Here is a 21,017-nt window from a genome sequence, read left to right as displayed (position 1 = left end):
CCATGACCGCCCCCATTCTCGATAGCCGCGCTGCATGGAGCCGTCTTGGCCTTGCGCTGTTGATTTCGCTGATCGGCAATGTCGGCATGTGGTCGATCATCGTCATCATGCCCGCGATGCAGGCCGAGTTTGGCGTCGACCGGGCCGATGCGGCGATCCCCTACACGCTGACGATGCTGGGTTTTGCGGCAGGCAATTTCCTGATCGGGCGCGCCGTCGATCGCTGGGGTGTGGCGCGGGCCTTGGCGGCCTCGGCGCTTGTGATGGCGGCCGGTTTTGGCGCAGCGGCGCTTGCTCCCAACATCGCCACGCTCTCGGCGCTGCAACTGTTGATCGGCTTTGGCACTGCGACCAGCTTTGGCCCGCTCATCGCCGATGTCAGCCAGTGGTTCCTCAAGCGCCGCGGCATCGCGGTGGCGATGATCGCCTCGGGCAATTACCTCTCGGGGGCGATCTGGCCCTTGATCTTGGCCGATATCCTTGCCGGTCCCGGCTGGCGGACCGCCTATCTGGTGATCGCGGCCGCCGCCCTTTTCGTCATGTTGCCTGCCACTTGGCTCTTGCGCCGCCCGCTGCCCGCCGGCGCGATGGAGGCCTCTGACACCGCCGCCGCGTCTCGCGCGCGCGACAGCGGGCTTGGGCCGCGTGCTTTGACATGGCTTTTGGCCGCAGCAGGCATCGGCTGTTGCGTGGCCATGTCCATGCCACAGGTCCATATCGTCGCCTATTGCGCCGATCTGGGTTATGGCCCCGCCGTGGGGGCGGAAATGCTCAGCCTGATGCTGATGGGCGGCGTCGCCTCGCGGCTGATCTCGGGGCTTTTGGCTGACCGTTTGGGCGGGGTCATGACGCTGCTTGTCGGCTCCACGCTGCAAATGCTGGCCTTGATGCTTTATCTGCCCAGCACCGGTCTCACCTCGCTCTATCTCGTCTCGCTGATTTTCGGGCTGAGCCAAGGGGGCATCGTGCCTGCCTATGCGATCATCGTGCGCGAATACCTGCCCGCGCGCGAGGCGGGGGCAAAGGTGGGCTTCGTCATCATGGCCACGATCCTTGGCATGGCACTCGGCGGCTGGCTTTCGGGGCTGATCTATGACCTCACCGGCTCCTACCGTTGGGCCTTTATCAATGGCATCGGCTTCAACGCGCTCAATGTGGCGATCATGCTCTTCATCATCGCGCGCTCACGCCCTCGCAGACCCGAGGGATTGCCCGCCTAATCCGTCACGCAAATGAACGCCCCCCATCTTTGCTTCCCAAATACTCCGGGGGGAACGGCCAAGGGCCGTCGGGGGGCAGCGCCCCCCGCAAACAAGGGAGTCGGGGCAGCGCCCCCCGCAAAAAAAGGCATGGGGCAGCGCCCCATCTCATTCACCAATGCGGCGGCTTTTGGTCGGCCAAGGGCACGCTGCCGCCTGCCGCATATTCGCGCTCTGCCTCGCGCGCTATGATCATCTCGACGCGGCGTGTCAGCCGGGCGATCTCGCTGTCTTGGCGCGCGACAACCTCTGACAGATCATCGACCATCCGCGCCAGATGGGCGATGCGTTCTTCATAGGCGGTCATATCGGTCATGGTGCCTCGCTTTGCCGCCAAGGCGGCGCATTTGCGTCTCTTCTACAGCTTGCCTGCGCCTCGCACACCCCCCCGCCTGCGGCTTGCCGATTGCGCCCCCCTCCGCTAGACGGGGCGCGACCGAGCGCAGGGATATGCCACCCATGGCCAAAGACCGTAAACAGCCCCGCCCCAAGGCCGAGACGCCCAAAGGCTTCCGCGATTATTTCGGCGCCGAGGTGCTGGAACGCCAGCAGATGCTGGACAAGATCGCGCGTGTCTATCACGCCCATGGTTTTGATCCGCTGGAAACCGCCGCGGTTGAGACGGTCGAGGCTTTGGGCAAGTTCCTGCCCGATGTTGACCGCCCCAATGCCGGTGTCTTCGCCTGGCAGGAGGAGGAGGGTGAGGGCGGCAATTGGCTGGCACTCCGCTATGACATGACCGCACCCTTGGCGCGTGTCGCGGCCCAGTTTCGCAACGATCTGCCCAGCCCCTATCGCCGCTATGCGATGGGGCCTGTCTGGCGCAACGAAAAGCCGGGGCCGGGGCGGTTTCGGCAATTCTATCAATGCGATGCCGACACCGTGGGTGCGGCCAGCGTTGCCGCCGATGCCGAGATCTGCGGCATGCTCGCCGATGCGCTCGAGGCGGTGGGGATTGAGCGGGGCGACTACATCGTGCGGATCAACAACCGCAAGGTTTTGAACGGCGTGCTCGAGGTCGCGGGTCTGTCGGGCGACGACAAGGAAGCCGAACGCGGCATCGTCCTGCGCGCCATCGACAAGCTCGACCGTCTGGGCGAGGGCGGCGTGCGCGCGCTTTTGGGTGCAGGCCGCAAGGATGAGAGCGGCGATTTCACGCAAGGCGCAGGGCTGGCCGAGGGGCAGGCCGATGTGATCATGGGCTTCATGGACGCCCGCCGCGACAGCGCCGCCGCGACCGTGGCGCGGCTTTCGGAATTGGTCGGGGGCTCGCAGATCGGTCAAGAAGGCGTGGGTGAGCTTGAACAGATCGCCGATCTCTTGTCCGCCCAAGGCTACGGCCCCGACCGCATCGTCATCGACCCATCTGTCGTGCGGGGCTTGGGCTATTATACCGGCCCGGTCTATGAGGCGGAACTGACCTTTGAGATCCTCGATGAAAAGGGCCGTCCGCGCCAGTTCGGCTCGGTCGCCGGTGGTGGGCGCTATGATGATCTGGTCAAGCGCTTCACCGGCCAAGAGGTGCCTGCCACGGGTGTCTCGATCGGCGTGGACCGGCTCTTGGCGGCACTGCGCGCCAAGGGGCGGTTGTCGGGCGAGACCCAAGGGCCGGTCATCGTCACCGTGATGGACCGCGACCGCATGGCCGATTACCAGCGCATGGCGGCCACGCTTCGGGCCGCCGGTATCCGGGCCGAGGTCTATCTGGGCAACCCCAAGAATTTCGGCAACCAGCTCAAATACGCCGACAAGCGGCAATCACCCATCGCCATCATCCAAGGCGAGGACGAGGCCGCGCGCGGCGTGGTGCAGATCAAGGATCTGATCCTTGGCGCGAAACTGGCCGGGGAGGCGACGCTGGAGGAATGGAAATCCCAGCCTGCGCAGATCGAGGTGGCGCTCGATGATCTGGTGGCCCAGACCCAAGCAATCTTGGATCGGCACAGGTGAGCGACAAATCCGCCCTTCGGGCCGAAGCGGCACGGCTTCAGGCCATTTTCATCGCGGCGGGCGCCACGCCTGTCGAGGCCGATCTGTTGCTGCCCGCCGAGACGCTGCTTGACCTATACGGCGAGGATATCCGCGCGCGCGCCTATGTCACCCATGACCCGGATCGCGGCGAATTGATGCTGCGCCCCGATTTCACCGTGCCGGTGGTGCAGATGCACATGCAGGGCGGGGCCGATCCCGCGCGCTATTGCTACATGGGTGAGGTGTTTCGCACCCAAGCCGCCGGGTCCGGGCGGCCCAGCGAATATCTGCAAGTGGGCTATGAGGTCTTTGACCGCGCCGATCCGACCCGCGCCGATGCCGAGGTTTTCGCGCTGTTTTCCCGCGCGCTTGCACCGCTTGGGCTGCGCGCCGTGACGGGGGATATTGGCATTCTCGCGGCGGCAATCGACACGCTGACCACATCGGATGCGCGCAAGGCGGCACTGCGCCGCCATATCTGGCGTCCGCGCCGCTTTCGCGCGCTGATCGACCGTTTCACAGGCAAACAGGCGATGCCACCGGCACGCGTGACGCTGATGGCGGCGATGGAAAAACAGGGGGCGGCGGCGCTGGTCGCTGCGGCGGGGCCTGAGATTGGTCTGCGCGCCATGGCAGAGGTCGCAGCGCGGCTTGACGCGCTGGCCGCTGACGCCGCGCTCCCGCCGATCCCCGCCGCGCAGGCCGAGGTTTTGGGCGTGATCTTGTCGCTCAAGGCGATGCTGCCCGATGCCTATGAGCAGCTGCGTGATATTTGTGTCGATCTGCCGGGGCTGCAACCGGCGGTGGACCGGCTGGCCGCGCGAATGGACGCGCTGGCGACAGCCGGTGTCGATCTCGCCCATCTACCTTTTGAGGCGAATTACGGCCGCACTACGATGGAATATTACGATGGTTTCGTGTTCGGCTTTCTGGCCGCTGGCCGCCATGATCTGCCAGCCGTGGCCTCGGGCGGGCGCTATGACGCGCTGACGCGGATCTTGGGCAATGGGCGCGCGATTCCGGCGGTGGGCGGCGTGATCCGGCCCGAGCTGGTCTTGCGGCTAAGCGCCGGGGGTGGGCGATGACGATCCGGCTGGGTGTGCCGTCCAAAGGGCGGCTGATGGAGAAAACCTTTGATTGGTTCGCTCAACGCGGGGTCGAGATGCGGCGCACCGGGTCGGATCGTGAATATGCCGCCGCCGTCGATGGGCTGGATGTGGAGTTGATGCTGCTGTCGGCGGGGGAAATCCCGCGTGAATTGGCGGCGGGGCGCATCCATCTGGGTGTCACGGGCTCTGATCTTGTGCAAGAACGTATCCCCGCTTGGGATCAGGCGGTCGAGATCGTGGCGCGGATGGGCTTTGGTCATGCCGATTTGGTGATCGCCGTGCCCGCCTGTTGGATCGATGTGACAAGCCTTGATGATCTGGATGCCGTCGCCGCCGCGTTCCGGCGCAAGCATGGGTTTCGCCTGCGCATTGCCACGAAATATCACCGCCTCGTGCGCGAGTTTCTGCGCGAGGCAGGCGTGGCCGACTACCAGCTTGTCGACAGCCAAGGTGCCACCGAGGGCACAGTCGCGCATGCCACCGCCGAGGCGATTGCCGATATCACCTCGACCGGCGAGACATTGCGCGCCAACCACCTGCGCATCTTGGACGATGGGATGATCCACCGCTCGGAGGCGACGCTGTTTCGCGCGCGCAAAGCGCGGTGGGGCGCGGCGGAAAAGGCCGCGCTGGGCGATCTGGTGCGCCTCATCGGCGCGGCGTGAAGCGGCCGCTACAGCACACCGATTTCAGCCAGCGCGTTTTGTAGCGCTTGCGGGAGCGCCTCTTCGGTGTCGCGCCCTTGGGGTAGATCGCGCGGTGCATCCTCGGGGGCGAGGTAACGCCAACCTTGAAAAGGGCGCTTGGCGGTGGGGGCGACGCGAATCACGCTTGGGTCAAGCACGATGGCGCAGCGCGTGATCCCGTCTTGGCCGGTGATCTGATCCAGCCGCAAGACCCGCTGGCGGCACAGCACCAGCCCCTTGAACACCCAATAAAGCGCGCCGCCGTTCAGCACCTCATCGGCGCGTTTGGGCCACATGCGGGTGACATGGCGCGGCAGGCCGTCGGGGCCCTTGGCACGAGCGCTTGCCTGCCAATCGGTCAGGTCTTCGAACCGCTCGGCACCGACGCAAAGCTTGATCAGATGGATTGTCCCCGACTTACTCACAGATTGCTCCACAGAATCCCGAATTTCTACCGTATATCGTAGGGCGTTCACGCGCCGCTGCAATCTGTTGATCGCAGCGACCTGTCGCGCTATGTTGTTCGTCTTCCCAAAGGAGCCCTGCACATGACCCGTTTCGCCGCCCCCATCGCCGAGCAGATCTGGGATATGAAATATCGCCTCAAGCAAGGCGATGGCACAGTCATCGATCAATCGGTCGAGGATACTTGGCGGCGCATCGCCCGCGCGCTGGCCGATGTCGAAGACGATAAGGCCGGGTGGGAAGATCGCTTTTACACAGCGCTTGAGGATTTCAAATACCTGCCTGCGGGCCGGATCGTGGCGGGTGCTGGCACGGCGCGGTCGGTGACGCTGTTCAACTGCTTTGTCATGGGCACGGTGCCCGACAGCATGGGCGGTATCTTCGACAATCTGCGCGAGGCTGCGCTGACCATGCAGCAGGGTGGTGGGATCGGCTATGATTTCTCGACCATCCGCCCTAAGGGGGCCGAGGTTCTGGGCGTGGCCGCTGATGCATCGGGGCCGCTGTCCTTCATGGATGTCTGGGATGCGATGTGCCGCACGATCATGTCGGCGGGATCGCGCCGGGGTGCGATGATGGCGACGCTGCGCTGCGATCACCCCGATATCGAGGCATTTATCGCTGCCAAATCCGATCCTGCGCGGCTGCGGATGTTCAATGTCTCGGTTCTGGTCACCGATCCCTTCATGGAAGCGGTCAAGGCCGATGGCCCGTGGGAGTTGGTCTTTGGCGGGCGGGTTTACCGCACGGTGCAGGCGCGCGATCTGTGGAACAAGATCATGCGCGCGACCTATGATTATGCCGAACCCGGCGTGATCTTCATCGACCGCATCAATGCCGAGAACAACCTCAATTATGTCGAGACGATTGCGGCGACCAACCCCTGTGGTGAGCAGCCATTGCCGCCCTATGGCGCGTGCCTTCTGGGGTCGATCAACCTGTCGCGGCTGGTTGATGATCCCTTTGGTGCGGCTGCGCGGATCGATCCCGCCAAGCTGTCCGAGATGGTGGCCCTTGCCGTACGGATGATGGACAATGTCGTCGATGCCTCGCGCTTTCCGCTCGAGGCGCAAGCGGCCGAAGCGCGCGCCAAGCGCCGGATCGGTTTGGGTGTGACGGGTCTGGCCGATGCGCTGGCGATGGTGGGCTTGCGCTATGGCGCGCCCGAGGCCGCCGAGATGACGGGCGAATGGCTAAGGCTGATCGCCAATGCCAGCTATCGCGCCTCGGCTTTGCTGGCCGCTGAAAAGGGGGCGTTCCCGCTTTACGATGCAGCCGCCTATGCCAAGGCGCCGATGATCTTGCGGCTTGATGCGGATGTGCAGGGATTGATTGCCCAGCATGGGCTGCGCAATGCGCTTTTGACCTCCATCGCGCCGACGGGGACGATCAGCCTGTTCGCGGGCAATGTCAGTTCGGGGATCGAGCCGATCTTTGCCAATTCCTATACAAGAAAGGTGCTGCAACCCGACGGCTCCCGCACCGAGGAAGAGGTGGTGGATTACGCCGTGGCCATGTGGCGCGATCAGATGCGCGGCGCGCCCTTGCCCGATCATTTCGTCACTGCCCAAACGCTTGCCCCGCTTGATCATGTGCGGATGCAGGCCGCGGCCCAGCCTTGGATCGACAGCTCGATCTCGAAAACCATCAACGTGCCCGCCGATATCGATTTTGAAAGCTTCAAGGATGTCTATGCGCAAGCCTATGCCACCGGCTGCAAGGGCTGCACGACCTATCGGCCCAATGATGTGACGGGTTCGGTGCTGACAGTTTCCGAAAGCGCCGACAAAGCCGATGGCCCCGAGGCCGTCGAGGCAGCGGGCGGCGATGTGATCTATATGTCCGAGCCGCTTGACCGTCCTGCCTCGCTTGAGGGGCATACCTACAAGGTCAAATGGCCCGATAGCGAACATGCGCTTTATATCACGATCAACGACATCATTCTGGCCGGTCACAGGCGGCCTTTCGAGGTGTTCATCAACTCAAAGAATATGGAGCATTTCGCCTGGACGGTCGCGCTGACGCGGATGATCTCGGCGGTGTTCCGGCGTGGTGGCGATGTCAGTTTCGTGGTCGAGGAACTCAAGGCCGTGTTCGATCCGCGCGGGGGCGCATGGATGAACGGCAAATATGTGCCGTCCATTCTGGCGGCTATCGGCGGCGTGATCGAGCGGCACATGATCTCGATCGGGTTCATCGCGGGCGAGGGGATGGGGCTGAAATCCGACCCGCAGGCCGAGGTGGTTAATCTGGGCCACAAGCCTGGCCCGGCCTGTGCATCCTGTGGCCAATACGACATGCGCATGGCGGAGGGGTGTTTGACCTGCAACAGCTGCGGCTATTCGAAATGTGGCTGAGGTGCCCCTGCACCTTGCCACATTTTCGCCGCATTTGGCCGGATAAGTCGCGAGAAACGAAGGGGCGGGTTTACCGCTAAGCCTGTAGGTTGGTGTCATGTGTGTTGGTCTTGCCCGTTTCGGGGCGTTCGTTGTCATTGCTGCATCGTTGGCGGCCCCCGCTTTGGCCGAAGACCAAGGGGGGCGTCAGACCCTCGGCACGGCGCGGGTCTTTACCAATGACACCATCGCCGACAGGCAAGATCGCTGGCGCTCGGGCGGCTATGGGATCAGCCGCTTTCGTGGAGAGGCATGGGCGGGTGCGCTTCCAAGCCAGCCTTTCGCGATCATGGAATACCGCCTGCGTGGCGAGGTGATGGCCCCTGACAATCTGGCTCGCCCTGCGCCGGGTGACAGGCTTTATGCAGGTAGCCTATGGCTGGGTGCCCATACTCATCTGGCGTGGCTTGGCCTTGATGTGACGGCGGGTGGCGATCTGGTCGTGACCGGCGAGCAATCCGGCGTGCGGCAACTCCAAACGCGCATCCATGATTGGTTTTCCATGCCGCGCATGGATGTGGAGGGGTATCAGGTCGCGGATGGTGTCTATCTACACGGCACGGTTGAGGCTGGCAAATCCTTGAGGCTGTCTTGGGGTGAGGTGCGCCCCTTTGCCGAGCTTCAGGGCGGCGTTGAAACACTGGCGCGCGCTGGGCTTGACCTGACCTTTGGCACGCTGGGACAGGCTGGATTGCGCAGCCGTGAACCGATCACGGGGCAACGTCTCGCAGGGATCGTCGATGCAGAGGCCAGCGGCTGGTCGCTTTTGCTTGGTGGGGATGTCGCGCATGTCGAAAGCTCGATCTTTTTGCCCGAAAGCCGTGGCTATACGGTTGAGACAGCGCGCCACCGGCTGCGCGCGGGCGTGAACTACGGCTTTGGCAGCAGCAATATGTTCTACGGCGTGACCTATCTGTCGGAAGAATTTGTGGGCCAACCCGAGGGTCAGCTGGTCGGATCATTGAGTTTGAACCTGCGATTCTGATCTTTCGTCGGGTATGGCGAATCGAAAGCTATACATCGCGAATCACTTTTGATACGCTTTGCGAAAGGCACAGCCGAACAACGGTTGGCCGCGTATCGAGTGTGAGGCAGAGTAATGGGCACGGGCTTTCGGGGCGCGTTCGTGATCGCATGGGCGCAGACCAAGCTGGATGGCGATCCGGCACAGGGACATCTTCAACTTTGCGAAGGGATGACATGGCGCTGGCATGGCCGCGCCATCCCGCTTGAGGGTGAAGGCGGCGCGCTTTTGCTGCAAGACAGCGCCGAACATGATGAATTGCGCGCCCGCGCGGCGCGGGTGGTGCGCAAGCTGATGCAGCGCCCCGCACCAAGCGCCGCCGAGATCGCGGCGGACGAAGCTGATCCGATCTTTCGCGGTGCCTTTGTCGTGACCGATGGGCGCAAACTTTTCACCATCGTGCCGATCTTACTTGATGACACGACCGATCCGATCTTGCTTTTCGTCGATGAGATGCCCCCGCCCGAGCGTGACTTGACGATTTTGCAATGTGCCCAGCGAACGCTGCGCCCAACGCAATCCGAGCGTCCTTCGGTCATTTGTTTTACGCCGGGCACAAGGATGCGCACGCTCAACGGTGATGTCGCGATCGAGGATTTGGGGCCGGGTGATCGGCTTTTGACCCGCGACAGCGGCCCGCAAGCAGTGCTTTGGTCTGGCCATCGGCGCATGTCGGGTGCGCGCCTTTTTGCCATGCCTGCGCAGCGCCCGATCCGGTTGCGGCGCGGTGCGCTGGGGCTGGACCGGCCCGAGGATGATTTGATCGTCAGTCCTGAACATCGCGTTTTGGTGATGGGCCGCGCCGCCCAAGACCTATGGGGCGAGCCCGAGGTTCTGGTCCGCGCCGCCGATCTTGTCGGTGACCGCTTCATCACGGTCGATCATTCCCTGCGCGAGACTTGGTATATTCACCTGATGCTTGAGCGCCACGAGGTGATCTGGGCCAATGGCTTGGAGGTCGAGACATTTCATCCCGGTTTCATGGGGCTTGATCACATCAACGCCGCGCAGCGCGAGCTGTTGTTTGACCTGCGCCCGGAGCTGTCGCAAAATCCCGATCTTTATGGTCCACCTGCGCGCCGCATGTTAAGCCGGGCCGAGGCTGCGATCTTGCTGCATGGCGCGCCCGCCCTTTCGGTATCAGCCCGGCATTGACAGCCCCGCACATTGGGCCTAAACGACGCGCTCATTCATCGGCCCCAAGGGGTCGGTGTTTTTATTGGTGTTGGTGGCCCCCGCAAGGGAATGCCTGTCGCCTCGGCAAAATCCGGGGAAAGGACAACGCCCTCTCGCATGATGAAGAGGAGATCAGACGGTGACCAAACGCACCTCTGCCAAGTACAAAATTGACCGCCGGATGGGCGAAAACATCTGGGGTCGTCCGAAATCCCCGGTCAACAAGCGCGAATACGGCCCCGGCCAGCACGGCCAGCGCCGTAAGGGCAAGGTGTCGGACTTCGGTCTGCAGCTGCGCGCCAAGCAAAAGCTGAAGGGTTATTACGGCGACCTGACCGAAAAGCAGTTCCGCCGCATCTACACCGAAGCTGAACGCCGTCGCGGTGACACCGGTGAATTGCTCATCGGCCTGCTTGAGCGCCGTCTGGATGCGGTCGTCTATCGCGCGAAATTCGTCGCCACCATCTTTGCCGCGCGCCAGTTCGTGAACCATGGCCATGTGACCGTGAACGGTCAGCGCGTGAACATCCCCTCCTACCGCGTGAAGGAAGGCGATGTGATCGAGGTGCGTCAGAAGTCGAAGCAGATGACCGTTCTGCTCGAGGCCGTGCAATTGGCCGAGCGCGATGTTCCCGATTACATCGAAGTGGATCATTCCAAAATGATCGCAACCTTCGTGCGGACGCCGGGCCTTGGTGATGTGCCGTACCCGGTTGTGATGGAACCCAAGCTCATCATCGAATATTACGCGCAGAACTAATATCTGCTGCACGCAAGTTTCCGGGGCCGTGCCAATCTGGTGCGGCCCTTTTTCTTTCTGTCAGGCGATAGGAGGCCCACATATGGCGCAGACCCATCCCGTTTATGGACGCATCGACGGCCCAATTGTGATCATCGGCTTTGGGTCAATCGGCAAAGGAACTTGGCCACTGATCGAACGCCATTTCGACTATGATGCACAACAGCTGGTGGTGATCGAACCCGATCCCGCACAGGCGAATTTTCTGCGCCAGCATCGCCTGAACCATGTGCAAGAGGCGCTGACGCCTGAGAATTATCGCGCCGTACTGGGTCGGTTGTTGGAGCCGGGCAAAGGGTTTTGTGTCAACCTCAGCGTCGATACCTCATCGCTTGACCTGATGCGGTTCTGCCGTGAGATCGGCGTGCCCTATATCGACACCGTCGTTGAGCCTTGGGCAGGCTATTATTTCGGCACAGCCGACAATGCCGCGCGCACCAATTATGCGCTGCGCCAAGCGGTACGCGATGAAAAGGCCGCCAATCCCGGCGGGTCCACGGCGATTTCCTGCTGTGGGGCCAATCCCGGCATGGTGTCGTGGTTCGTGAAGGAAGCGCTTTTGACCTTGGCGCGCGACACCGGCCATGATGCCGGCACGCCGCAAGATCGCGCCGCATGGGCGCGGCTGATGCGCGATTTGGGGGTCAAGGGTGTGCATATCGCCGAGCGTGACACGCAGGCCCGCCGCGTGCCGCGTCCGCGCGGTGTTTTCGTCAACACATGGTCGGTCGAGGGCTTCATCGCCGAAGGGTTCCAGCCCGCCGAACTTGGCTGGGGCACGCATGAGCCGTGGTTCCCCGAAAACGGCTATCGCCACGAGACCGGCTGTCAGGCTGCGATCTGGCTTGACCGTCCGGGGGCGATCACGCGCGTGCATAGCTGGTGCCCGACGCCGGGGCCGCAATTCGGCTTTCTCGTCACGCATAATGAGGCGATCTCGATTGCCGATTACTACACTGTTGGGCAGGAAGCCGCGCCGGACTATCGGCCGACCTGCCATTACGCCTATCACCCTTGCGATGATGCGGTGCTGAGCTTGCATGAGATGTTCGGCTCGGGGCGGGCGCAAGAAAAGCACCATATCTTGACCGAGGATGAGATCGTCGAGGGGATCGACGAGTTGGGCGTGCTGCTTTACGGCCATGAAAAGAACGCGCTGTGGTTTGGCTCGCGCCTGTCGAATGCCGAGACGCGCGATCTGGCCCCTTATCAAAACGCCACCGGGTTACAGGTGACAAGCGCGGTGCTGGCCGGGATGGTTTGGGCCTTGGAAAACCCCAATGCGGGCATTGTCGAGGCCGATGAGATGGATCATGCGCGCTGTCTTGCGGTGCAGCGCCCCTATCTTGGCCCGGTTGAGGCGCATTACACCGATTGGACGCCCTTGCAGGACCGCTGGGAATTGTTTCCCGAAGATATCGACCCCGAAGAGCCTTGGGCCTTTCGCAATGTCTTGGCGAGCTGATCCTTTGCTTGATCAAAAGGTGCAGCCTTTGGCTGCGCGACTTTGATCTCACCCCGCCTTTGGCGGGGCTCGGGTGGCGGGGGCGCTGCCCCCGCACCCCCGGAGTATTTGAAAAGCAAAGATGACGCGGTGATCCGCGCTTTCGAGGTGATGGACGCGGGCCTTGAGAGAGCGTAAGGGCGATCCATGGCATATGGCGACCGTTTCCGCACCCTCTCGCTTGCGCAGGCGCAAGAATTGCCGTTTTGGCGGCGTCCCATCGCGCTTTTGGTGCTGATGGCCTTTGCCATGCCCGTGGCTTTTGCCACATGGTCGGCGCTTTTGAACAATTTCGTCATCGAGATGGCCGGGTTTGATGGGGCCGATATCGGCTGGCTGCACACGGTGCGCGAAATACCGGGGTTTTTCGCCATTGGGGTGATTGCGCTGATCATCTTTATCCGTGAACAGGTTTTGGGGCTGGTGTCGCTGGTGATTCTGGGGGTCGCCACGGCCCTGACCGCGCAATTCCCCAGCTTGGGCGGGTTGCTGGTGATTACGCTGATCAGTTCGATTGGCTTTCATTATTACGAGACGGTCAACCAGTCGTTGCAATTGCAATGGATCGACAAAAAGCGCGCGCCGCAGGTGTTGGGCTGGTTGATGGCGGTTGGATCAGGGGCCACATTCCTTGCCTATGGGCTGATCGTTTTGACATGGCGCGCCTTTGATCTGAGTTATGATCTTGTCTATTGGCTGGCCGGCGGCGTGACGGCAGTGATCGCCCTTGTGTGCTTGTTTGCCTTTCCGCAATTCGAAAGCCCGCATCCGCAAACCAAGAAGATGGTGCTGCGCCGGCGCTATTGGCTTTATTATGCGCTCCAATTCATGTCAGGCGCGCGGCGGCAGATTTTCGTCGTTTTCGCAGCCTTCATGATGGTGGAGCGCTACGGCTTTGGCGTGCATGAGGTGACGGCGCTCTTCATGGTGACATTGCTGGCCAATATGGTTGCAGCGCCGCTGTTGGGGGCGGTGGTGGCGCGTTTTGGCGAAAGGCTGGCGCTTGTCGTGGAATATGGGGGGCTCGGGGCGATCTTCTTGCTTTATGCCGCGCTCTATATCTTTGACTGGGGGCCTTGGGCGGCGGCGGGGCTATACATCGCCAATCATTTGTTCTTTGCACTGGCCTTGGCGCTCAAGACGTATTTCCAGAAGATCGCCGACCCCGGTGACATCGCGCCGACCGCAGCCGTGGCCTTTACCATCAACCATATCGCGGCGGTGTTTTTGCCCGCACTTCTGGGCTATGTCTGGCTCACCTCGCCTGTGTCGGTCTTTATGCTGGCCGCAGGGATGGCTGCGGTGTCCTTGGGCCTGTCTTGTCTGGTGCCGCGCCATCCCCTGCCGGGGCATGAGACGATCTTGGTCGCGCGGCGCGGTGCGCCCGTTGCCAAGGGCGGGGCAAGCGCTTAGGGCCATGGCGCGAATACCTTGCTGAACGGAGCTTGCCGATGCCCACTTGGACCGCGCTGACGACCCTGACCGATAAGACCAAGGCCGAGGCGCTGGGCACAGCCCTTGAAGACATGACGCCCGCGCCAACGGGTGTCGGGGTCTTTGAGTTGGAGGATGGATCTGACCTGTTGGAGGTTGGCGCCTATTTCACCGAGGCCCCTGATGAGATTGCCTTGATGCTCTTGGCCGCAACCTATGGCGCAAAGCCTTTCGCGATATCGCAATTGCCCGAAACCGATTGGGTCGCGCATGTGCGCCGTGAATTGCACCCGGTGCTTGCCGGTCGGTTTTTTGTCTATGGGTCGCATGATGCCGACAAGGTGCCGGATGGGCGGATCGCCTTGTTGATCGAGGCGGCGATGGCCTTTGGCACGGGGCATCATGGCACCACGAAGGGCTGTCTTGAGGCGATGGATAGCCTGTTGGACGCGGGCCATGTGTTCAAGAACGTGGCCGATATCGGCTGTGGTACGGCGGTCCTCGCGATTGCTGCGGCCAAGGTGTTGGAGGGGGATTTCATCGCCTCGGATATTGACCCGGTGGCGGTGGATGTTGCCTTGGCCAATGCGGTGGCCAATGGTGTGGGCGGGCGTGTCGCCTGTGTCGAGGCAGCTGGGTTTGATCATCCAGATCTTGCTGCGCGCGCGCCTTATGATTTGGTTTTTGCAAATATCCTCAAAGGGCCGCTGATCGCATTGGCGCCTGATATGGCCGCGCATGTTGCAGCGGATGGGTATGTGATCTTGTCTGGGCTTTTGATCCCGCAGGCCGAGGATGTGACGGCGGCCTATGTGGCGGTAGGCTTTGTGCCGGTTGCCCGGCGCGAGATCGGGGATTGGGCGACGCTGACCTTGCGCCGCTGAACCGGCGGACAAGAACGCGCCCCCAAATTGCTTTGGGGGCGCGTTTTAATTTGTGTGTTCTGGTGCGGGGCGATCAGCCGCGCTGGTAATTGCCGCGCGCGATATCGTCGATATCGCCGCGCACAAGGCCCAGATCTTCCAATTCGCGGTCAGTCAGCGCCGAGAGGCTTTTGCGCGTGACGCGCGCATCATTCCAAGCGGCGATCCGGCCGAACACTTCGGTCAGAAGACGGGTGGCGCTAGACCCGGCGCCGAGGGGGCGGTTCGTGATAATGGCCATCTGGCGTTTCCTTATGGGTTCATCGTTTCGGCCAAGCGGTGCAAGACCGCCGGTCGCTTGATCAGATGCCGCATCTAGATGTGCAGATTGCGTCACACAATGCGCGATTGTGCATGGGTCACATGCAATTTGCGCATGCCTGCCTCAGGGCTATTTTCGGCAATGAATAAAGGAAAAATCGGGAAAACAAATGTCGCTTTCTTTGCGTTGAGTGACGCTTTTTGGCGGCGCATTTCCGACATCGATCAAAAGCGACTTTTCGCGCGCCCAAAGGGACCAAGCGCTAGGCAATGTTCGCCTTTCGTGCTAGTGATGCACAAAGGCCACGAAATGGGCTGTTAATTGCAGGGCAGGGGCGGGCAGATGCGGATAATCGGGATCGACCCGGGGCTGAGATGCCTTGGATGGGGTGTGATCGAGGTTGATGGTGTGCGGCTCAGGCATGTGGCCAATGGGCAGATCCTGTCTGGGGCAGGTGATTTGGCGGTGCGGCTTTTGGCGCTTTATGAGCAATTGAGCGCGGTCATCGCGCGCCACGCGCCGCAAACGGCCGCCGTTGAGCAGACCTTTGTCAACAAGGATGGGGCGGGCACGCTTAAGCTGGGTCAGGCGCGCGGCATTGCGATGCTGGTGCCGGCGCAAGCGGGGCTGCGTGTGGCGGAATACGCCCCCAACGCGGTGAAAAAGGCGGTCGTCGGCGTGGGCCATGCCGAAAAGCAGCAGGTGGAACATATGGTGCGGCTGCAATTGCCGGGCTGTGACCCGGCAGGCCCAGACGCCGCCGATGCGCTGGCCGTCGCGATTTGTCATGCATTTTACGCGCAATCGGCGGATCGTTTGGCCCAGGCCATCGGGGCAGCATCATGATCGGCAAGCTGACAGGGCGGGTGGATTACAAGGCCGCCGATCATGTGCTGCTCGATGTGGGGGGGGTGGGCTATACGGTGCATTGTTCGGATCGCACCTTGGCCGCATTGCCCGGCGCGGGGCAAATGGCGGCACTTTATACCGAGCTTTTGGTACGCGAAGATTTGCTTCAGCTTTTCGGCTTTCTTTCGCCATATGAGCGGGAATGGCACCGGCTGTTGATCACGGTGCAAGGGGTGGGCTCCAAGGCGTCGATGGCGATCTTGGGCACACTTGGCCCCGATGGCGTGGCGCGCGCGATTGCCATCGGCGACTGGGGCGCGGTCAAGGCCGCACCGGGGATCGGGCCAAAGCTTGCGCAGCGCGTGGTCAACGAGTTGAAAGAGAAAGCGCCGGGCATCATGGCCTTGGGCGGCACGATGGGGCAGGCGGCGGGCACGCAGATCGATCCGCTGATCGAGGAAGATGGCCCGGTCAAAGCGCCGATGCCGCAGGCCGCACCGCCATCATCCGGCGCGGCGCAGGCTGACGCGCTCTCGGCCCTGACCAATCTGGGCTATGCACCCTCCGAGGCCGCGCGCGCCGTGGCCGAGGCGGCAGGCAATGCGCCGGGGGCCGAGGCACCCGCGCTGATCCGCGCGGCACTGCGTCTATTGGCACCGAAGGAGTAGGGGGTGGTGCGTACTTTGCGCCTCAGCCATAGATGCATGACATGACAGAGCCTGACCCAACCCTTCGCCCCGCGGCCCTGCCCGAGGATGCCGACCGCGCCCTGCGGCCGCAGACGCTTGATGATTTCATCGGGCAGGCCGAGGCGCGCGCGAACCTGTCGGTTTTCATCGAAAGCGCGCGGCGGCGGGCCGAGGCGATGGATCATGTGCTGTTCCATGGCCCGCCGGGCTTGGGCAAGACCACGCTGGCACAGATCATGGCGCGCGAATTGGGCGTGAATTTCCGCATGACCTCTGGCCCGGTCTTGGCGCGGGCGGGTGATCTGGCCGCGATCTTGACCAATCTTGAAGCGCGCGATGTGCTGTTTATCGACGAAATTCACCGCCTCAACCCGGCGGTGGAAGAGGTGCTTTACCCCGCGCTTGAGGATTTCGAACTGGATCTTGTGATTGGTGAGGGGCCAGCCGCGCGCACGGTGCGGATTGAGTTGCAGCCCTTTACATTGGTGGGTGCGACCACGCGGATGGGCCTTTTGACCACGCCCTTGCGCGACCGCTTCGGCATTCCCACCCGGCTGAATTTCTACACCACCGAGGAATTGACGCGCATCGTGGCGCGCGGTGCGCGGCTGTCGGGCATTGACGCCGACCCGCTAGGCGTGGCCGAGATTGCCGGTCGCGCACGCGGCACGCCGCGGATCGCGGGCAGGCTCTTGCGCCGGGTGATTGATTTCGCGCTGGTCGAGGGGGATGGGCGGCTGACCCAAGCCATTGCAGATAGCGCGCTGACGCGGCTGGGTGTCGATCATCTGGGCCTTGATGGGGCGGACCGGCGCTATTTGAGCTTGATTGCCGAAAACTATGCGGGCGGGCCTGTTGGGGTGGAAACCCTCTCGGCGGCACTTTCGGAAAGCCGCGACACGCTGGAAGAGGTGATCGAGCCCTATCTGCTGCAACAGGGCCTGATCGCGCGCACGCCACGGGGACGGATGCTGGCCCATAAGGGCTGGACCCATCTTGGGCTGGCCGCGCCACCCGCGCCGGGGCAGGGCGAACTGCTTTAACCATACCGATGACGATGACCGACACCAGCCTTTCACCCCTTACCCCCGAAGCCGTTGCCGCCCTGTTCACGCGCGCCGATGGGCAATTCCTGTTTGCGCGTTGGGGGCGGCCCATTGTGCCGGTGGTCTTTGGGGTCGAAGATGGCACCGTGTCGATCCTGAAGGGCGCGATCGAGGCGGTGGTGGCGCTGGCAGGTCACAAGATGGCCGAGACCGACCCGGAGTTGGGCGCCAATCTGATGGTGTTTTTCATCCGCGATTGGTCTGAGTTGACCGCAACCCCCAATCTTGACCGGCTGATCCCCGATCTGGCCCCGTTGGTCGCGCGGCTAGAGCGGGCGGATGCCAATCAATACCGGGCCTTTCGCTTTGACGAGGGCGGCGGGATCAAGGCCGGTTTTGTCTTTATCCGCATGGACGCCGCGATGGCACAGGCACCGGCCGAGACGATCGCGCTGAGCCAGATCGTGCAGACGATCCTTTTGTGGTCTGACACCGCATTCTTGGGCACATCGCCCTTGGCGATCTTGCGGGCGGGCGGCCCCGCGATCCTCAAGCCGCAGATCGCCGATCTGATCCGCGCAGCCTATGACCCCGCGCTGCCGGTGGCGTCCGCCGATCCGGCGCTTGGTTTGCGATTGGCCGCGCGTTTGGGGCGGATGCAATGATCTATCGCTGGCCCATCCGCGTCTATTACGAGGATACCGATCTGGCGGGCATCGTCTATTACGCCAACTACCTGCGCTTTATCGAGCGCGCGCGCTCGGAGTTGGTGCGCGCGGCGGGGATCGATCAGGTGGCGATGAAAGCCGCGGGGCTGGTGTTCGCCGTGCGCCGGGTCGAGGCCGATTACCTCAAGCCCGCCCATTACGACGACCAGATCGAAGTGCGCACAAGGCTGACCGATGTCAAAGGTGCCAGCTTTGCCATGCCGCAAGAGGTGTGGCGCGAAGATGAGCTTTTGTTTCAAGCACATGTCATGATTGTCGTGTTGAACCAAGCCGGGCGGGCCACACGCCTTCCGGCGGAACTTCGCGCAAGGCTGGATGCCGTCACGGCAGATGTCAGCCGTTGACAGAGAAGTGTTCGCATTCCCCCTTATAAGCTGATATGCTTACCCCTTAATGAGGCATGAAAAACGTGCCCATATTGTATTGAGGCCGGGGCAGAGGAAACTTTTAGTCACTATGGAAACCGAAACACTCGCTGTCGCGCAGCAGGCGGATTATACCGTTATTGCGCTGTTTTTCCGTGCAAGCATCACGGTCCAGCTTGTCATGATCGCCTTGATCGTGGCGTCGGTCTGGGTTTGGGCGGTCACTTTCACCAAGGTCAAGATGTTTCGCAGCGCGCGCGGCGATGCCACGGCCTTTGACGCGGCCTTTTGGTCGGGTGAGCCGCTGGATGAGCTCTACGACCGTATCGCCGATGCGCCCGCCAGCGCCTATGAGCGCGTCTTTGTTGCGGGCATGACCGAATGGCGGCGCTCGTTGCGCGATGATGGTGCCTTGATCCCCGGCGTGCAGCAGCGCGTTGATCGCTCGATGGATGTGGCGATTGCGCGCGAAAGCGAACGCTGGACGCATGGTTTGGGCTTTTTGGCCACGACCGGATCGGCGGCACCTTTCGTGGGGCTTTTCGGCACCGTCTGGGGGATCATGCGCTCGTTCCAAGAGATCGCGATTTCCGGCAATACCTCGCTTGCCATCGTCGCCCCCGGTATTGCCGAGGCTTTGCTTGCCACGGGCTTGGGCCTGTTGGCGGCGATCCCTGCGGTGATCTTGTACAATATGCTCAGCGCCGATGCCGACCGCCTTGTCAGCGGGCTGGAAGGGTTCGCTGATGAGTTCTCGACACTTCTGTCGCGGCAGCTCGACTGATGGGTGTCTCGGTTGCAACCAATAGCGGCTCGCGCCGCCGGGGCCGGGGCCGCCGCGCCAATCTCAAGCCGATGTCCGAGATCAACGTCACGCCCTTCGTCGACGTCATCTTGTGCCTGTTGATCATCTTCATGGTGGCAGCCCCCTTGATGACCGTGGGCGTGCCCATCGACTTGCCCGATACCGCCGCCGAGGCCCTGCCGTCGGAGGAGGAGGAGCCGCTGACCGTCACGCTGGCACCCGATGGCACGGTGATGATCCAGACCACCGAAGTGCCGCTGGGCGAAATCGTTAGCCGGCTCGAGGCGATTGCGGCTGAGCGCACATCTTCGCGGATATTCCTGCGCGCGGATGGCGCGATCCCCTATGAGGATGTGATGCGCGTCATGGGGGCGCTAAACGCCGGCGGTTTCCGCGAGATCGGGTTGGTGACCGATTCGGGCGGCCCCCGGCTTGACGGTGGCGGACAGTAAGGGGGGAACGGATGCGCCGGTCCCTTTACGCCTCGACAGCGATACATGCCGCGCTCTTGCTCTGGGTCGCGTTGGGCGATGGTTTGTTCAAAGACAGTCCCGATCCGGTGTTCGAGGTCACGGGTGTCACGATCCTGTCGAGCGCGGAGTTCGATGCGCTGACGGCTGCGGCCACGCCTGTTGCTTTGGAGATCGCGCCCCCCCCGCCGCGTCCTGAACCGACGCCGGAACCGGAACCTGCGCCCGAACCCGAACCTCAGCCTGAACCCACCCCGCCGGGTGAGGTGACCGATACGCTTGCGCCCCCCGCGCCGCTGTCGGGCACCCCCGATCTGCCAGAGGATGGCCGCCCGACCCCGCGCGCGGCTGATCGCATCGCGCCCCTGCCTGCACCCGCACCGGAACCCGAGGTGGAGATCGCCCCTGAGGCAGTGACCCAATCGACCGCCCCCGCCCCATCGGCCACACCTGTGGAGGCAGCGCCAGAAGCCGCCCCCGAGGAAGCCACGACCGAGATCGTGACTGAGGCGGAAACGCCATCGGGTGGTCCGCTTGGCCCTACAGCCTCTATCCGCCCACCGACCCGACCCGCGCGCCCGCGCCCGGTCGAGGCCGCCGCCGCCGCGCCCGATCCCGCCCCGCCGCCGCCTGAACCCGAACCCGCCGCCGATCCGCTGGCCGATGCGATTGCATCTGCCGTGGCCCAAGCCGTGCAAGCACCAAGCGCGCCATCCGGCCCACCGCTGAGTGCCGGTGCGCGCGAAGGGTTCCGTGTCGCCGTCTCGACCTGTTGGAATGTCGGCTCACTTAGCACCGAGGCGCAGGGCACCACTGTCGTGGTCGGGTTCGACATGACCCCCGAGGGGCGGCCTGTGGATGGGTCACTGCGCCTGATTTCTGCCGAAGGGGGTGGTGTCGTGGCCGCCCAACAGGCCTTTGAGGCTGCGCGCCGCGCGATCCTGCGCTGCGGTGCGAATGGTTATAACCTGCCTGTCGAAAGCTATGATGACTGGCGGCAGGTCGAACTTGTCTTCAACCCCGAGGGGATGCGTCTGAGATGATTTTGTCGCGTAAC

Annotated in this window: 23 protein-coding genes; 19 read left to right on the top strand and 4 right to left on the bottom strand. The window is 62.9% G+C overall.

Going from position 1 to position 21,017, the window contains the following annotated elements; translation table 11 throughout:
- Positions 1-2: 2 nt before the first annotated feature.
- Positions 3-1,220: an MFS transporter gene (locus tag KG698_RS06030; protein ID WP_213684641.1), complete on the top strand. Its 1,218-nt coding sequence runs from the start codon at positions 3-5 to the stop codon at positions 1,218-1,220.
- Between the two features lie 151 nt (positions 1,221-1,371).
- Here the strand turns inward: KG698_RS06030 and KG698_RS06025 are convergent, their stop codons facing one another.
- Complete coding sequence (locus KG698_RS06025) at positions 1,372-1,575, bottom strand: SlyX family protein (protein WP_213684640.1); 204 nt, start codon at positions 1,573-1,575, stop codon at positions 1,372-1,374.
- A 143-nt stretch (positions 1,576-1,718) separates the two neighbouring features.
- On the opposite strand from KG698_RS06025, the gene hisS reads away from it, so the two are divergent.
- The 3 genes from hisS to hisG are packed head-to-tail and all read left to right on the top strand — an operon-like array spanning position 1,719 to position 5,004.
- Positions 1,719-3,209: a histidine--tRNA ligase gene (gene hisS, locus KG698_RS06020; RefSeq protein WP_213684639.1), complete on the top strand. Its 1,491-nt coding sequence runs from the start codon at positions 1,719-1,721 to the stop codon at positions 3,207-3,209.
- On the top strand, positions 3,206-4,315 hold the full coding sequence (locus tag KG698_RS06015; protein ID WP_213684638.1) for an ATP phosphoribosyltransferase regulatory subunit: 1,110 nt from the start codon (positions 3,206-3,208) through the stop codon (positions 4,313-4,315). Before hisS ends, KG698_RS06015 begins: the two co-directional genes overlap by 4 nt.
- Positions 4,312-5,004 carry an ATP phosphoribosyltransferase gene (gene hisG / locus KG698_RS06010; RefSeq protein ID WP_213684637.1) on the top strand — a complete coding sequence of 231 codons (693 nt, stop codon included), beginning with the start codon at positions 4,312-4,314 and terminating at the stop codon, positions 5,002-5,004. Before KG698_RS06015 ends, hisG begins: the two co-directional genes overlap by 4 nt.
- Positions 5,005-5,012: 8 nt before the next feature.
- On the opposite strand, the gene KG698_RS06005 is transcribed toward hisG, so the two are convergent.
- Positions 5,013-5,450 (bottom strand): DUF1489 family protein, encoded by a 438-nt coding sequence (locus KG698_RS06005; protein WP_367114048.1) that lies wholly within the window; start codon positions 5,448-5,450, stop codon positions 5,013-5,015.
- Between the two features lie 123 nt (positions 5,451-5,573).
- On the opposite strand from KG698_RS06005, the gene KG698_RS06000 reads away from it, so the two are divergent.
- The 7 genes from KG698_RS06000 (at position 5,574) to KG698_RS05970 (ending at position 14,707) form a co-directional block, all read left to right on the top strand.
- Entirely contained in the window at positions 5,574-7,847 is a 2,274-nt protein-coding gene (locus tag KG698_RS06000; protein ID WP_213684636.1) for an adenosylcobalamin-dependent ribonucleoside-diphosphate reductase, read from the top strand.
- A 148-nt stretch (positions 7,848-7,995) separates the two neighbouring features.
- On the top strand, positions 7,996-8,871 hold the full coding sequence (locus tag KG698_RS05995) for a lipid A-modifier LpxR family protein (RefSeq protein WP_213684635.1): 876 nt from the start codon (positions 7,996-7,998) through the stop codon (positions 8,869-8,871).
- Between the two features lie 114 nt (positions 8,872-8,985).
- Complete coding sequence (locus KG698_RS05990; protein WP_213684634.1) at positions 8,986-10,065, top strand: Hint domain-containing protein; 1,080 nt, start codon at positions 8,986-8,988, stop codon at positions 10,063-10,065.
- A 160-nt stretch (positions 10,066-10,225) separates the two neighbouring features.
- Positions 10,226-10,846: a 30S ribosomal protein S4 gene (gene rpsD / locus KG698_RS05985; RefSeq protein WP_213684633.1), complete on the top strand. Its 621-nt coding sequence runs from the start codon at positions 10,226-10,228 to the stop codon at positions 10,844-10,846.
- Between the two features lie 82 nt (positions 10,847-10,928).
- Positions 10,929-12,350 carry a saccharopine dehydrogenase NADP-binding domain-containing protein gene (locus KG698_RS05980; protein ID WP_213684632.1) on the top strand — a complete coding sequence of 474 codons (1,422 nt, stop codon included), beginning with the start codon at positions 10,929-10,931 and terminating at the stop codon, positions 12,348-12,350.
- Positions 12,351-12,536: 186 nt separating this feature from the next.
- Complete coding sequence (locus KG698_RS05975) at positions 12,537-13,802, top strand: MFS transporter (RefSeq protein WP_213684631.1); 1,266 nt, start codon at positions 12,537-12,539, stop codon at positions 13,800-13,802.
- A gap of 38 nt (positions 13,803-13,840) precedes the next feature.
- Positions 13,841-14,707, top strand: a complete 867-nt coding sequence (locus KG698_RS05970) for a 50S ribosomal protein L11 methyltransferase (protein WP_213684630.1) — start codon at positions 13,841-13,843, stop codon at positions 14,705-14,707.
- 73 nt (positions 14,708-14,780) lie between these two features.
- Here the strand turns inward: KG698_RS05970 and KG698_RS05965 are convergent, their stop codons facing one another.
- Both KG698_RS05965 and KG698_RS05960 read right to left on the bottom strand, forming a co-directional pair.
- Positions 14,781-14,987: a DUF1127 domain-containing protein gene (locus KG698_RS05965; RefSeq protein ID WP_213684629.1), complete on the bottom strand. Its 207-nt coding sequence runs from the start codon at positions 14,985-14,987 to the stop codon at positions 14,781-14,783.
- A gap of 92 nt (positions 14,988-15,079) precedes the next feature.
- Positions 15,080-15,229, bottom strand: a complete 150-nt coding sequence (locus KG698_RS05960) for a hypothetical protein (RefSeq protein ID WP_213684628.1) — start codon at positions 15,227-15,229, stop codon at positions 15,080-15,082.
- Positions 15,230-15,350: 121 nt separating this feature from the next.
- Here KG698_RS05960 and ruvC point away from each other — a divergent pair, with 121 nt between their 5' ends.
- From ruvC to KG698_RS05920, 8 genes are all read left to right on the top strand, one after another.
- Entirely contained in the window at positions 15,351-15,854 is a 504-nt protein-coding gene (ruvC, locus tag KG698_RS05955) for a crossover junction endodeoxyribonuclease RuvC (protein ID WP_213684627.1), read from the top strand.
- Entirely contained in the window at positions 15,851-16,525 is a 675-nt protein-coding gene (ruvA, locus tag KG698_RS05950) for a Holliday junction branch migration protein RuvA (RefSeq protein ID WP_213684626.1), read from the top strand. Before ruvC ends, ruvA begins: the two co-directional genes overlap by 4 nt.
- 41 nt (positions 16,526-16,566) lie before the next feature.
- Positions 16,567-17,589: a Holliday junction branch migration DNA helicase RuvB gene (gene ruvB, locus KG698_RS05945; protein WP_213684679.1), complete on the top strand. Its 1,023-nt coding sequence runs from the start codon at positions 16,567-16,569 to the stop codon at positions 17,587-17,589.
- Positions 17,590-17,603: 14 nt separating this feature from the next.
- Positions 17,604-18,257, top strand: a complete 654-nt coding sequence (locus KG698_RS05940; RefSeq protein ID WP_213684625.1) for a hypothetical protein — start codon at positions 17,604-17,606, stop codon at positions 18,255-18,257.
- Complete coding sequence (ybgC, locus tag KG698_RS05935; RefSeq protein ID WP_213684624.1) at positions 18,254-18,664, top strand: tol-pal system-associated acyl-CoA thioesterase; 411 nt, start codon at positions 18,254-18,256, stop codon at positions 18,662-18,664. The genes KG698_RS05940 and ybgC overlap by 4 nt, the downstream gene beginning before the upstream one ends.
- 112 nt (positions 18,665-18,776) lie before the next feature.
- Entirely contained in the window at positions 18,777-19,469 is a 693-nt protein-coding gene (gene tolQ / locus KG698_RS05930) for a protein TolQ (RefSeq protein WP_213684623.1), read from the top strand.
- A complete protein-coding gene (locus KG698_RS05925) occupies positions 19,469-19,942 on the top strand; it encodes an ExbD/TolR family protein (RefSeq protein WP_213684622.1) in 474 nt (157 codons plus the stop codon). Before tolQ ends, KG698_RS05925 begins: the two co-directional genes overlap by 1 nt.
- An 11-nt stretch (positions 19,943-19,953) precedes the next feature.
- The gene (locus KG698_RS05920) at positions 19,954-21,003 is read left to right on the top strand and encodes a hypothetical protein (protein WP_213684621.1); all 1,050 of its coding nucleotides are present in this window, start codon (positions 19,954-19,956) and stop codon (positions 21,001-21,003) included.
- Positions 21,004-21,017 lie beyond the last annotated feature (14 nt).

It is taken from the genome of Roseicyclus sp., assembly GCF_018402035.1.
In the GTDB taxonomy this organism is placed as follows: domain Bacteria; phylum Pseudomonadota; class Alphaproteobacteria; order Rhodobacterales; family Rhodobacteraceae; genus Roseicyclus.
The sequence above is the reverse complement of the archived record's forward strand: the minus strand, read 5'-3'. Positions and strand labels throughout refer to the sequence as shown.

Excerpts from the sequence above, each read along its gene's own strand:
- KG698_RS05990 (WP_213684634.1), top strand. The coding sequence starts at position 8,986 with ATGGGCACGGGCTTTCGGGGCGCGTTCGTGATCGCATGGGCGCAGACC.
- KG698_RS05975 (WP_213684631.1), top strand. The coding sequence starts at position 12,537 with ATGGCATATGGCGACCGTTTCCGCACCCTCTCGCTTGCGCAGGCGCAA.
- KG698_RS06030 (WP_213684641.1), top strand. The coding sequence starts at position 3 with ATGACCGCCCCCATTCTCGATAGCCGCGCTGCATGGAGCCGTCTTGGC.
- tolQ (WP_213684623.1), top strand. The coding sequence starts at position 18,777 with ATGGAAACCGAAACACTCGCTGTCGCGCAGCAGGCGGATTATACCGTT.
- ruvB (WP_213684679.1), top strand. The coding sequence starts at position 16,567 with ATGACAGAGCCTGACCCAACCCTTCGCCCCGCGGCCCTGCCCGAGGAT.
- KG698_RS06025 (WP_213684640.1), bottom strand. The coding sequence starts at position 1,575 with ATGACCGATATGACCGCCTATGAAGAACGCATCGCCCATCTGGCGCGG.
- KG698_RS05960 (WP_213684628.1), bottom strand. The coding sequence starts at position 15,229 with ATGTCGGAAATGCGCCGCCAAAAAGCGTCACTCAACGCAAAGAAAGCG.
- KG698_RS05965 (WP_213684629.1), bottom strand. The coding sequence starts at position 14,987 with ATGGCCATTATCACGAACCGCCCCCTCGGCGCCGGGTCTAGCGCCACC.
- KG698_RS05920 (WP_213684621.1), top strand. The coding sequence starts at position 19,954 with ATGCGCCGGTCCCTTTACGCCTCGACAGCGATACATGCCGCGCTCTTG.
- KG698_RS05980 (WP_213684632.1), top strand. The coding sequence starts at position 10,929 with ATGGCGCAGACCCATCCCGTTTATGGACGCATCGACGGCCCAATTGTG.
- KG698_RS05970 (WP_213684630.1), top strand. The coding sequence starts at position 13,841 with ATGCCCACTTGGACCGCGCTGACGACCCTGACCGATAAGACCAAGGCC.
- KG698_RS06000 (WP_213684636.1), top strand. The coding sequence starts at position 5,574 with ATGACCCGTTTCGCCGCCCCCATCGCCGAGCAGATCTGGGATATGAAA.
- ruvC (WP_213684627.1), top strand. The coding sequence starts at position 15,351 with ATGCGGATAATCGGGATCGACCCGGGGCTGAGATGCCTTGGATGGGGT.
- KG698_RS05925 (WP_213684622.1), top strand. The coding sequence starts at position 19,469 with ATGGGTGTCTCGGTTGCAACCAATAGCGGCTCGCGCCGCCGGGGCCGG.
- KG698_RS05940 (WP_213684625.1), top strand. The coding sequence starts at position 17,604 with ATGACCGACACCAGCCTTTCACCCCTTACCCCCGAAGCCGTTGCCGCC.
- hisS (WP_213684639.1), top strand. The coding sequence starts at position 1,719 with ATGGCCAAAGACCGTAAACAGCCCCGCCCCAAGGCCGAGACGCCCAAA.
- ruvA (WP_213684626.1), top strand. The coding sequence starts at position 15,851 with ATGATCGGCAAGCTGACAGGGCGGGTGGATTACAAGGCCGCCGATCAT.
- ybgC (WP_213684624.1), top strand. The coding sequence starts at position 18,254 with ATGATCTATCGCTGGCCCATCCGCGTCTATTACGAGGATACCGATCTG.
- hisG (WP_213684637.1), top strand. The coding sequence starts at position 4,312 with ATGACGATCCGGCTGGGTGTGCCGTCCAAAGGGCGGCTGATGGAGAAA.